At 44.5% G+C, this 12,995-nt stretch carries 9 protein-coding genes; 1 reads left to right on the top strand and 8 read right to left on the bottom strand.

Translation table 11 applies throughout. The features are described from left to right. Window positions 1-13: 13 nt before the first annotated feature. From EQM06_RS02685 to ku, 6 genes are all read right to left on the bottom strand, one after another. Window positions 14-586: an indolepyruvate oxidoreductase subunit beta gene (locus EQM06_RS02685; protein ID WP_128744877.1), complete on the bottom strand. Its 573-nt coding sequence runs from the start codon at window positions 584-586 to the stop codon at window positions 14-16. Beyond that, entirely contained in the window at window positions 583-2,355 is a 1,773-nt protein-coding gene (gene iorA / locus EQM06_RS02680) for an indolepyruvate ferredoxin oxidoreductase subunit alpha (RefSeq protein WP_128744876.1), read from the bottom strand. The genes EQM06_RS02685 and iorA overlap by 4 nt, the downstream gene beginning before the upstream one ends. A gap of 259 nt (window positions 2,356-2,614) precedes the next feature. After that, entirely contained in the window at window positions 2,615-4,675 is a 2,061-nt protein-coding gene (locus EQM06_RS13330) for a sigma 54-interacting transcriptional regulator (RefSeq protein WP_128744875.1), read from the bottom strand. A gap of 301 nt (window positions 4,676-4,976) precedes the next feature. Then, window positions 4,977-5,744 carry an SDR family NAD(P)-dependent oxidoreductase gene (locus EQM06_RS02670; protein WP_128744874.1) on the bottom strand — a complete coding sequence of 256 codons (768 nt, stop codon included), beginning with the start codon at window positions 5,742-5,744 and terminating at the stop codon, window positions 4,977-4,979. Between the two features lie 138 nt (window positions 5,745-5,882). After that, window positions 5,883-8,324 (bottom strand): DNA ligase D, encoded by a 2,442-nt coding sequence (gene ligD, locus EQM06_RS02665; protein WP_128744873.1) that lies wholly within the window; start codon window positions 8,322-8,324, stop codon window positions 5,883-5,885. Window positions 8,325-8,328: 4 nt separating this feature from the next. Continuing rightward, window positions 8,329-9,102: a non-homologous end joining protein Ku gene (ku, locus tag EQM06_RS02660; RefSeq protein WP_128744872.1), complete on the bottom strand. Its 774-nt coding sequence runs from the start codon at window positions 9,100-9,102 to the stop codon at window positions 8,329-8,331. A 163-nt stretch (window positions 9,103-9,265) separates the two neighbouring features. On the opposite strand from ku, the gene EQM06_RS02655 reads away from it, so the two are divergent. Next, window positions 9,266-10,165 carry an SDR family oxidoreductase gene (locus EQM06_RS02655; RefSeq protein WP_128744871.1) on the top strand — a complete coding sequence of 300 codons (900 nt, stop codon included), beginning with the start codon at window positions 9,266-9,268 and terminating at the stop codon, window positions 10,163-10,165. A 172-nt stretch (window positions 10,166-10,337) separates the two neighbouring features. Here the strand turns inward: EQM06_RS02655 and EQM06_RS02650 are convergent, their stop codons facing one another. Together EQM06_RS02650 and EQM06_RS02645 are read right to left on the bottom strand one after the other, a co-directional pair. Beyond that, complete coding sequence (locus EQM06_RS02650) at window positions 10,338-10,949, bottom strand: DNA-3-methyladenine glycosylase (RefSeq protein WP_128744870.1); 612 nt, start codon at window positions 10,947-10,949, stop codon at window positions 10,338-10,340. A gap of 13 nt (window positions 10,950-10,962) precedes the next feature. Then, the gene (locus tag EQM06_RS02645; protein WP_128744869.1) at window positions 10,963-12,993 is read right to left on the bottom strand and encodes a Na+/H+ antiporter; all 2,031 of its coding nucleotides are present in this window, start codon (window positions 12,991-12,993) and stop codon (window positions 10,963-10,965) included. Between the last annotated feature and the right edge of the window lie 2 nt (window positions 12,994-12,995).

The following is a 12,995-nucleotide window of genomic DNA, read 5'->3' as shown; positions in this document are numbered from 1 at the left end:
GTATTCAAATATATCATAGTTTATATCCTGCTTGAAAGGCTTTCACGTTAATTTCTGCGAATTCTGGTTTTACGTTCTTTTTTATTACCTGCTCCCATTCGATACCCGGCAAGTTCATTGCCTTTACCAGCGCACCGAACAGGACAATATTCATAGTCCTCATGTTTCCTACCTGGGCGGCAATATCTGCTGCCTTAAACACAAAGACATCGGCTTTGGAGGATAGCTCCTCCAGAATTCCTTCGGGATACTTGGCTTTTCCCTGTTGAATCGGTGCGGAAGGAATCTCAAAATCATTGACGACCATTTTGCCCCCTTCCTTTAAATATCCAATCCATCGGAGGGCTTCCATTTTTTCAAAGGCCACAATAACGTCCGCTTCTCCCTTTCCAATAATAGGCGAATAGACCTTCTCGCCAAATCGGATCTGTGTGCTTACATTTCCCCCTCTCTGGGACATGCCATGGATCTCGGACATCTTTACGTCATATCCTGCTTCCACCAGGCCTTCAGATAAAATTTTACTCGCAAGGATTGTTCCCTGTCCGCCTACTCCAACCAGTAAAATATTTTTTACACTATTCATCTCTTCACCTCTTTGATCGCACCAAATTTACATACCTGTCTGCAGACTCCGCATCCTGTACAGGATTGCGGGTCTATCTCAACCATTTCTCCCGAATTAATGGCCGGGCATCCGGTTCTCACGCACATTCTGCACTTTGTACATTTTTCCTGATCAATCTCACATTTTTTCGGACTCAAATCGAACTCTGCTTTATCCTGATCGGTAAACTTTTTCAAGATACAAGGCCATTTTGTAATGATAACAGTAGGCTCATCCGTTGCCAGAGCTTTATCCACAATTTCACCGGATTTATCCAGTTCCAACGGATTGATGATGAACAAATTTTCATCCTTAACGCCGATCGCCTTGCAAAGCATCGGGATGTCGACCTCTGTAGCCGGTTCTCCCATCAAGGTATATCCGGTTCCCGGATTTTGCTGATGCCCCGTCATGGCTGTGATTCGATTATCCAGAATAATGGTAACGCTGTTTCCCTTATTGTAGACTACATCTATCAAGCTGGTAATCCCGGAGTGGAAGAAAGTGGAGTCTCCGATCACTGCGGCTACCTTCAAATCTGAACCGGCTCTTTTTAATACAGTCGATGCACCGTGTCCCGTGCTGACGCTTCCTCCCATGCAGAAGCAGGTGTGCATAGCTGAAAGCGGCGGCGCGGATCCCAGCGTATAGCATCCGATGTCTCCTGTGACCATAAGATTTTTCTTCTTGCTCAGGGTATAAAAGATTCCTCGGTGAGGGCATCCCGCGCAGAGTGTAGGAGGTCTTACCACAGCTTCCATCTCTGAATCAAGGGTTTTCATCTCCGTGCCGAATACCGCTTGCCGAACGATGTCGGTATTCAGTTCATCCATCTCAGGAATCACCTCTTTGCCTATGCACGGGATTCCTGCCATTTTTAGATGATTTTCTATGTATGGATCCATTTCCTCAATGACATAAATCTTTTTTACCTTTGAAGCAAATTCTTTAATCTTCGCCATAGGCATCGGGAAAGTCATGCCAAGCTTTAGATAGGAAGCTTTGTCCCCGAAAACCTCTCGTGCGTACTGGTACGCTACACCGGAGCTGATCACGCCGATTTCAGTATCGTTATATTCTGCCCGGTTGATTTCAGTCGTATTAGAATAGGCTTCCATGTTCTTGAGCCGGTCAATGAGCTTTCTCCTTAAAACCTTGCCGTTTGCCGGAGTAGCCACATACTTTGCAATGTTATGCTCATACGGAATAATCTTTCTCGGTTCCCTGTCTTCTAAAGTGACCAGACTTTTACTATGACATACGCGGGTAGTCATACGAAGAAGAACAGGTGTATCAAACTTTTCACTGAGCTCCAGTCCAAGCTTCATAAAGTCCTTGGATTCCTGACTGTCTGACGGTTCCAGCATTAAAACTCTTGCCGCTGTCGCATAATTTCTGTTATCTTGTTCGTTCTGGGAGCTGTGCATGCCCGGATCATCCGCAGAAACCAGAACACAGCCTCCGGTTACTCCTGTATACGCAAAGGTGAACAGGGGATCCGCAGCAACGTTGACGCCCACATGCTTCATGGCTGCCATCGATCGTGCTCCTGCCACGGAAGCTCCAATGGCCGCTTCCAGAGCCACCTTTTCATTCGGTGCCCACTCACAGTAGATGACGTCCTTGTAATGGACTATGTTTTCCAGTATCTCTGTGCTTGGAGTCCCCGGATACGCCGAAGCAAATTCCAGCCCGGCTTCATATGCCCCTCTGGCTACTGCTTCATTTCCCGTCATTATTTTTCTCATGAATAACCTCCTAATAAAACATCCTGTAAAAAAAACTGTTGTTCAGATTTTCCTTACGGTTCTAATATATTAAGTTCGTAAAGATTTAAAAGCAAAACATATGCCAATTTTCCAAATTATCTGATTACTTTCCCTCCAGCTTCTTCATTTCAACCCTTCGCAATTTTTTCTTTCCGCTTATAAAAGTTTTAGTAAAATTAAAATATGGGTTTTTTGACGTTTTCGGTTTATACCAAAAAACCCAAATAACCCATAATTATTACTTCATCTTTGCAAGCACCTCTAATCCTTTTGGTGTAATGACCGTTCCCGCCTTGTTGGGGCGGATTTCTACCAATCCTCGCTTTTCAAGCTGACCGAGAATCTTACGAATTTCCTGTTCTCCTAAGAACAGCCCCTGCTTCCTTGCCGAATCACTGAGACTTCTCCGCCCCAGACGCCGTCCTTTTTCTAGTCCTTCTTTCAACATGCTCAGAATAAAAATATTTTTTTCATCTATTATCGCAGTTCCGGTCTCCGGGGTCTTCTCTGATTCAATAGATTTTGTCACCACCGGTACAGATTCAACGGTTCCCTGCAGAGGAATCACGTGAGAAAGCTCTTCCACACCTACTTTTATACTGGACAGGTTCGTAAAGTACTCCACGTAATTGCGCAATTCCCTTACATTTCCCGGCCATTTATACTGCTCCAGCGTATCCCAGGCCTCCTCCGTCAGCTCAAAGTTTCCTCCCAAATCTTGTTTGAAAAATTCTGCTAACAGCCGGACATCCCCTTTCCTTTCTCGGAGAGCAGGAATCACCAGCGGCAGAACACTAAGGCGGTAATACAAATCCTCTCTGAATTCTCCTCTTTTTGTCATAGCCTGTAGGTCTACGTTCGTGGCGGCAATAATCCGTACATCCACATGAATGACAGAATCGCCCCCCAGACGGACTACCTCTCTTTCCTGCAGCACCCTGAGCAGCCGTTTTTGCAGAAGAAGGGGCATTTCCGAGATTTCGTCCAAAAACAGCGTTCCCTTGTGTGCCAATTCGAACAGCCCCAGTTTTCCGCCCTTGCGGGCTCCGGTAAACGCCCCCTCTTCATACCCAAACAATTCGCTTTCCAGCAGACTCTCCGGAATGGCTCCGCAGTTTACGGCAACAAACTGATATTCCTTCCTTTCAGAAGCCTGATGAATGGCCTGAGCAAACATTTCCTTCCCCGTTCCGGTCTCGCCCGTAATCAGGATAGAAGAATTGGAAACCGCCATACGTCTGGCAATGCCCCGGCATTGCTTCATTACTGAGCTGCTTCCTACAATATCCTCAAATTTGTATTTTGCACGATGGCCTTTTCCAACGGATAAAGTCCTCAGCTTATGGTGGCGGCGTTCTTCGTCGTTAAACTTTTTAATCACGGCAATGGCTCCGTAATATTTTCCTGAATTGATGATAGGCTTTACGGTTACAATCATGGGCTCATCATTAATAGTGAGCAGAGACTCCACAATGGACTTGGATTCGCTGATAACTTTTTGAAAGGGAATCTGGGGGAAAAGAGTGATTCCATTTTTCCCCATGGCTTCTGATGCGCTGATGCCAAAGAAGGATTCGATCCGTTTGTTGCAGGCTCGAACCTTCCCGCTCTGTGTGACACTGATCACCGCACCGTCAATCACACTGAGCAAAATTTTTATAGAACTGTTAAAGGTATTGGAGTTTTCCAAACTCCAGATGATTCCGTGGTGCTGAGGTAAAAAAGGAATATAATCCTGCGTAATGTTTTTTCGTGTCAGCAGGTCTTTTCGGGGCAGCTTTAATCCCACATCTAAAATGGTAGGGAGATCCAGCATGGGAAGCTTTACACCCACGACCTGCCTTGCATCGGGTATTTCTTCCTGCGGAATCCCGGAAACCAAAACCACCTGATCTTTAAAAAGCTTCGGATCGGAAAGATCGGCCGGCTTCAGCTGAAACCGCTTCACACCAAATTGCAGCAGATTCTTTATTAACTCCAGTGCCAATTCCATGTTGTCTCCGGCTACCAGAACAACCCTTGTTTCCAAAAGCTTTCTCACTTGTTTCAGGCATTCTGTTTGAAGGGTGGATCGAATAAAGATGATATTTGCGCTGGAGGGGAGGCAGGGTTCAACAGATTGATAGACATCATAGGAAGGGATCAGAACAATACTCTCTTCTTTAATTTCCCGGAGCATTGGTTTTCCGATTTCAAGGAACTGAATCTGCAAATCATCTCCGAATAAACTTTTAAGTTGATTGGCATAATTCTCATTCACCTGTTTACGGTATCCCGCAATCACTATATTTTTCCCCATACTTTCCTCCTTGCAGCAACGCAGCTTCAATTACTGTAGTTATAGCAGCATCGAAGTGCGGCTCCATGATTCTTCCCTTACGGCAACGCCGATTTTAATCACTGCGTTCATTATATCATAGATTTTTGCCTCACAATATAATATTACCAGTAATTTCCTTCCCCTGCCAAACAAATTGTACGCAATATTTTACATCAAATTACAAAAACAGAAGGAGCAAAATAAAAATGCAGACTAAAATCCACCATTCGAACTTTAGTCTGCACACCAAGTCTAATCAATTTATCAAAATATACGGCTGTCAATATGCGGTCCAGCCTCCGTCAATAACCAGTGCGGCTCCGTTTACAAATTTTGAATCCTCGCCGGCAAGGAATAAAGCCAAATTGGCTATGTCCTCAGGTTCTCCCATTCCATTGGAGGTATCCAGACCCAGCTTTTGCATTTCATTGCCATACTGGCTGGAATGTTCAAAGCCTACGCCCTTTGTTACGATTTCAGAGCGAACACCGCCGGGGCATATGGCGTTTGCCCGGATTCCCTTGCGCCCGTAATAATACGCTATATTTTTTGTCATTCCGATCACGGCGTGTTTTGCTGTAACATAAGCGGTACCGGCAACTCCTCCGTGCAGTCCGCCAACCGAAGCCGTGGTAATAATATTTCCATACCCCTGGTCAAGCATAATTTGAACTGCTCTTCTCGTTCCCCAAAAAACGCCGTCCAGATTAATTCCCATTATTTTTTTCCAGAGTTCGTCCGTAACTTCTGCTATCGGATAATTTCCGTCTGCCAGACCGGCATTGAAGAAAGCAACATCAAGCTTTCCAAACTTTGCAACAGCAAAATCAATGACGCCCTCTGCCTGTTCCTCAATGGAAACATCTCCCTGATACGGTACAAAAACACCGCCTTTTGCTTCTATGTCCTTTTTCAGCGTATCCAGCATTTCCTTACGTCTTGCCATTCCAATAACCTTAGCTCCCTCTGCAGCAAATAATTCCGCAGTAGCACGTCCCATACCTGAACTTACTCCAGTGATTACAACAACCTTTCCGTCTAAACGCATAAAGATCCCTCCTCATATTTATTATACAGGAATTCGTATTACTTGACTGGCATTTACCTTCTGTCGTCATCATTTTACATTTTTATCAGAATAATGTCAATTGTATTGATATTAAAAACATTATTACTTTTCAGCCAGCTATTTAAGTCTTTGATCGTTGCGGAAAAAATCTTCCCATGGATCCAGGCTGCTCATCCTTGAAAGAGCTTCCGGCATATGGATGCCATCCGGAGCCACCGTATCCAGTTCGTCCCATGCAATAGGCATGGACACGCCGGCTCCTTTTCTGGCTCTTATGGAATAAGGTGCAACGCTTGTAGCACCTCTGCCATTGCGGATCCAGTCGATAAAAATCTTGCCGGAGCGCTTCGCTTTTCTGACGTTGCTGGTGTAACGGTCCGGCCACTTTTGCTCCATAACCTGAGCAACTCCCTTTGCAAAATCATGAAATGTATCCCAATCTGCCACCGGCTTTAAAGGAACAACCACATGATACCCTTTCCCGCCGCTGGTCTTAAGATAGGAATTTAAAGAAAGCTCACTGAGAATATTCCTCATATCCCGTACGCCCTGACGTATCCGGCTCAGTTCCATTCCTTCATCCGGATCCAGGTCAAACACCATCATGTCCGGTTTTTCAAGCTCATCAATGCGGCTTCCCCAAGTATGAAACTCCAGTGTCCCCATCTGTACTTCCGATATTAATCCGGCCGTATCCTCTATATAAAAATAGTCCTCTGTTTCTCCGTCGCTGTTCGTAATAGGTATGGTGATGACCCCTTTGCTTCCTGCTCCCGGATGTTTTTTAAAAAAGCACGCCTGAGATATTCCTTTGGGGCAGCGTACAATACTGAGGACTCTGCGATGTACATACGGCATCATGCGCTCGGAAATCTTTGCATAATACTGAATCACCTCTGCTTTTGTGATGACGGGATCGTTAAACAGCACCTTGTCCGGACTGCTGATCTTTATTCCCTCAATAATCATACTGTCTTGATTGGTTTCCATTGAAATTTCCCCCTCTGCGGCAGGCGATTGAAGCATTATCTCTTCGCTCGCCTTTTCCCTTTTAATCTCCTTCGGATCCTTATCTGTCCGTATTCCCTTAAAGCTTGCCTGCCTTAACAGGTCTTCTTCGGTCCATTCAGCAAATTTTATTTCTGCTGCCAACAACGGTTCAAGCCATATGATCTTTTCCTTTGCTCTGGGTTCCGGTGCAAGCTTGAAGGGAGCTTCTGTCCGCTGTAATCCTTGAAATTTTTCCTCTAACATCTTCCTGTCTGCCTCACCGATGCCTGTGCCTGCACGCCCCGCATATATCAATTCTTTTCCTTCATACACACCGAGGAGCAGAGAACTTATTCCGTTTACTCTTTTATCGGAAATTGTATATCCTCCTATGACGAATTCCTGCCTTTTATCGCATTTGAGCTTGATCCAATCCCCGTTTCTCGTCCCACTATAAATGGCGTCTGCTTTTTTCCCTACAACTCCTTCCATATGAGTCTGGCAAGCCGCATCAAAGCTTTCTTTTCCATGTCCTCTGACATAACGGCTGTAGTAGAGGTTTTTAGGAGCGTCCTTCATGAAAGTTTCAAGGGTTTGTTTCCTGTAGATTAAAGGTTCTTTCCGCAGGTCTTTACCGTCCAATGCGAGAATATCAAAAACGATATAGGTCAAATTTTTAGTTCTGGGATTTTTCATATAGTTCTGTAAGGCTTGAAAATCTGTCTTGCCTGATAAATCTGTGATGACCATTTCTCCGTCCAGCACCACCGCTCTTCCCGCGGAAAGATCGATAAGGGATGCCGCGATATCAGGAAACCGCCCTATATAATCCTTGCCGTTTCTTGTAAGCAGCCTTGCACTGTTGCCCTCCACAAATGCAAGGATTCTATACCCATCATATTTTAATTCATAGAGCCACTCTTCCCCGCCGGGTACCTTTTGCACTAATTTGGCAAGCTGCACATCCGCCTTACTAAAGGGATTTCTCTTTATTTTTTCATCTTCCCCTCTTTGGATTTCTTCCATGGTGCGCCCGGTTCTGATACTGGTAGTCCATTCTGATATGGCATCCTCCGTATTGGCGTACTCATCTTTTTCTTTCAGTAGAAGCCAGTTTTCCGATTTCTCATCGGATCTTGCTTTCCAGCGGATCAAGGCCCACTTTCCTTTCAAGCGTCTTCCCTTCAACACAAACTTCATCTCACCTTTGAGGAGTCCTTCCGATACATTTCCGTAAGGCTCCCAAAATCCTTCGTCCCAAAGCATGACCGTACCGCCGCCGTATTGCCCCTTGGGAATAGTCCCCTCAAAATTCCTGTATTCCAGCGGATGTTCCTCCACCCGAACGGCGAGCCGCTTTTCCTTCGTGTTATAAGTGGGTCCCTTGGGCACCGCCCAGCTCAAAAGAACCCCCATCCACTCTAGTCTCAAATCATAGTGATCCCGCCGTGCTCTGTGATGCTGTACCGCAAATTTCAGCTGTTCTTCGGAATCTTCTATTTTTCCTTCTGGTTCAAAGGTTTTTCCGAAGTCTCTTTTCTGGTTATATTCGCTTAGCTTTTTCTCCATAAGATCACGCCATTTCCTTGTCTTTCTTAGCTTTCTCCACACTGGCTTTCAAGGCATCCATCAGATCAATAACCTTGCCGGCACGATCCGGTTCTGCGGCAACGATCTCTTTTCCGGATATTTTGGTCTCAATGAGCGCGCGAAGCCTTTCCTGATATTCATCCTTATATTTTGAAGGGTCAAAAGGGGTATCCATGGAATCGATCAGTACCTTCGCCATATTCAATTCCTGATCAGAAACCTCCGGCTTTACGTACTGTTTTTGAAGCTCCTTAATGTCGTCGGCATAAAACATGGTCGAAATGAGAATACCATCCTCCCGAGGTATAATGGCCATCAGGGTATCCTTGGTTCCCATGACCGTTTTTCCTATGGCAATTTTCTGTTCGGTCATCAATGCAGAACGGAGAAGTTCAAAAGCCTTTTCCCCTCCTGTCTCCGGTACGGCTTGATACGTTTTTTCATAATACACCGGAGAAATCTGATTCAACTGGGCAAAGTGAAGAATCTGAATGGATTTCTCTTTTTCTGTCTTAACCTTTTCAATCTCTTCATCTGTGACCACTACATACTTGTCCTTGTCATACTCAAAACCTTTTACAATGTCTCCCGCAGTGATTTCCTTACCGCAGTGCGCACAAGTCTTCTTATAACGAATGCGGCTGTTATCCTCCTTGTGCAGCTGGTTGAAATGAATATCATGATCCTGTGTGGTGGTATGCATGGCAATGGGAATGGCAACCATGCCGAAAGTTATTACTGATTTACGTGATATCATAGTAGAAACACCTCCTGAAGGTATTGTTTCCAACTGCATGGTAAGTATTCACATGGACATCACCTGCCTTTACCGCGTCGGAGCAGGGCTTCCAAGAAATAATGTTCTAATCCCTCCGTGTCAAATATATATTATATTATTATGATTTTAGAGGTGATCAAAAATGAATCCATTTTATCCCTATTTAGGATATAAAGAAGAATGTAATCAGGTACCCATTCAATTTCCGCCTCAGCATCAGCCGGTACAACCCGGTCTGGAAACGCTGATGGTGCCAAAGCCCGTCTTTAACGATCCGGCCTACATTGGAACCGGAAAATTAAAAGGTAAGGTAGCATTGATAACCGGCGGAGACAGCGGTATCGGAAGAGCTGCTTCTGTAGCTTTTGCAAAAGAAGGAGCAGATGTCTGTATTGTTTATTATAATGAGCATGAAGATGCGCGAATAACTAAATCATACATTGAATCCCACGGCAGAAAGTGCCTTTTATTTGCGGGAGATATACGAGATGAAGATTTTTGCAGAAAGACGGTCTCCGATTGTGTTTCAGAATTGGGGCGCCTGGATGTGCTGGTAAACAATGCCGGTGTACAGTTCCCGCAAGACAGTATTGAGGACATTTCCATGGAGCAGATGGAAACCACCTTTAGAATCAACTTCTTCGGAATGTTTCTGATGACGAAGCTGGCACTGCCTCATTTAACCTGCGGCAGTGCCATCATCAATACCGCTTCCGTTACCGCTTATATCGGATATGATGATCTGATCGACTACTCCAGTACAAAAGGAGCCATTGTCAGCTTTACCCGAGCCATGGCGCGTTCTCTGGTCTCAAAAGGGATTCGAGTCAATGCCGTAGCTCCCGGGCCTATCTGGACGCCTCTGCAGCCGGCCAGCCGTTCTGCCGAGTACATTGAAACCTTCGGTTCAGATAACCCAATGAAAAGAGCCGGGCAGCCTGTAGAGCTTGCGCCGACCTATGTATACCTTGCCTGTGATGACTCCTCCTACGTGACGGGGCAAGTTCTTCACGTGGATGGCGGCCAGTCTATGCAATCATAAGCTTTAAAATAGGACCCTTCCATTCATAGCATTAATAATTCGTGCAGCATGCTGAAAAAGCCGACTTATTTCCAATAAATCGGCTTTTTCAGTGTTTTTATTTGTTATAGAATTTATACATACCCTTTCTGTTCTCGATGCAGGATTGAAATATTGAAAGAATCAAGGGTATTTACTTGACAGATACATATTCATTGTCTTTTATATAAAATCTCCAGGGATAATCTCTCGCTTCTTCAGCATAGTCAATATTTACACGTTTTGTGGTCACTATATTTGAGTTTCTGGTTTTTCCGTCCTCTACATATACTTCATCACCGCATAAATCCATACCGTTAAAGCTCCGGTCCAATGACAATGCACAGCATAGTTTTCCCGGTCCGTTGGTGAGACCTCGCCGCTGAAGCTTTGTTAACTGCTCATATGGCTTTTTAAATCTCTTCTGCGCCATCCATTCCACTCCTTCCAGTGGCTCAGCGGCTCTTATTAACACGGCCTGAGGCTTTTCTTTTTCATTCGTTACTATATTGAAACAACAGTGCATTCCATAAATCATAAATATATAAGAAAATCCGGAGCTTCCATACATCACTTCTACCCTGGGCGTCCTCTTACCGCCATAGGAATGGGCAGCCTTATCTTCAACGCCCATATAAGCTTCTGTTTCCACAATCTTGGCTGAAATTCTTTGACCGTTTGTTTCGTGTACAAGTATCTTCCCCAAAAGCTCTTTAGCAACTAAAACGGAATCCCGGTCATAGAATTCCCTGTCCAGTTTTTTCATTGCAGTCCTCCTGTTATTCATTATGTTCATACAAAATGATGCTCTCAATATAGTTTGTAAATCTTCTCAGTTCTTTTTCCTGCTCGCCATTTATTTCACCAGCTTCATACAGCCTGCGTATTTCAGAACGTTCAGCATCCAATACCTTAAACCGCAGTTCTTCCTTTTGCTCTTCCATTCTGTCATCATCCCGGTCGTTTGTACGTTTCACCCTCTGGAGCATTTTTTCATAATCAAAAACCACAGCATAAATATATTCGGGCTGCTCTTGTGTTTTAGCGTACTTTTCCAGGCCTTCCACAGCAGCTTCCATGGCTTTGATCTGAACATCTCTTATAAAATGCAGATGTTCTAATTCCACACCTGACTTCTTATATCGTTTTCCGCTTAAACGGCTGAACCCCCGCATCACACGTTTTAAGAAAAACACAGCGCCCGATCGGAAATTATAGTCTACATTTTCTTCTCTATAATCAAGGAACTTGGTCAGAAAGGCAAAAACAGTACTGTCTATCTCATCCTTTTCCAAAAGCTCGCTGATATATTTTCTCTGCATATTTAGAGCCAGCAAACGGATCTCATTGATCTTGCGGTTATAGCGTTCCGCGTGCTCTTCATCTGATTTATGTCCGTAAAGATTCTTCTGAAAGCTGACGGTATATTCATCTATCAGTTGTAACGCCGCAGACTCATTTTCTACAGTTGTTTCCTCTTTAATCTTTTTAATTGCCGACAGCAAAAGCTTGTTTTTAGCCCAGGTCAGGTCTGTACCCTCTTGTGCATTGCTTTCCGGGTTTTCCTTGCAGAGCAAAGGTAGAAGCACCGTAGCAAGAATCAGCAGCAGCAGAATCACTCCCGCTGCAATAAAAATAATCAGCGAACGTGCCGGAAATATTTCTCCATTTTCTAAAACAGCCGGCACCGTCAGAACGCCGGCCATCGTCACCGCACCGCGTACACCGGCTAAGGTCGTAATCAGAGCTGTCTTTATTTCAGGCTTTTCCGCATCCTTTCTTTTCCCCACATAATAACTATATGCCTTGCTCACCAGGGACCAGACGAAACGAATAGCAAGAATGACAAATCCGATAACGGCTACATACCCAAAGACCAGCCAGTTGCCCATATCCGGATTGGAAATCGTTTCAAACATAGCCGATGGAATATTCATTCCCAATAATAAGAAAACAAATCCATTTAAAACAAATAAAATAATCGACCATGTGTTTTCTGTGAGCAGCTGTTCTTCCGCCATATACGTCTCGGTGTGCTCCCTGACAATGGAATAAATGATTCCGGCCGCCACCACAGCAATAATTCCAGAAGCATGCAACAGATCCTCTGTAACGATATAGATGCCAAATGGAGTCAGGATTTGAAGCAGCGAATGGAACACCGGATCATTTATTCCATTTTTACGCAGGTTAAAGCGAGTGAACGTTATGACCAGCCCGAAGAGAACCCCGGAAATTACTGCAATCAGAAAGGTATAAGAAAAATCCAAAGCAGCTTCCTTTAGGGAGAAATATCCGGTAACAGCCGCTGCGATGGCATATTTAAATGCAATAAGGCCGGACGCATCATTGATCAGCGACTCTCCCCTTACAAGAACCATCACTTTTTCAGGCACATTTATTCTTTTAGCAATGCCATTGACAGCCACAGGATCTGTGGGAGACAGAATTGCCGCCAGCGCCAAAGCCGCAGCAATGGGAACACTGGGTATAAGCTGATTAATGACATAGCCGCAAATGACGGTAGTCAGTATAACAAGAACAAAAGCATTGCCAAATATTTGAGCCTTCATTCCCCACAGTTCTTCTCTTGAGAAATGCCGTCCATCATTATACAAAAGCGGTGCTACAAACAAAAGCAAGAACCATTCTGCTCCGATTTCGAACGTATAGTCCCCTATAATAAGTGCTATAATGACCCCAAATATAATTTGAGTCAATGCCATGGGGATAAACGGAACATAATGTCCGATTACATTAGATATCAAAAGAGCAAGCATCAGAAGTAAAATAATTGCTAATAAATCCACGG

Source organism: Aminipila luticellarii (genome assembly GCF_004103735.1).
GTDB classification, from domain to species: Bacteria; Bacillota; Clostridia; order Peptostreptococcales; family Anaerovoracaceae; genus Aminipila; species Aminipila luticellarii.
The sequence above is the reverse complement of the archived record's forward strand: the minus strand, read 5'-3'. Positions and strand labels throughout refer to the sequence as shown.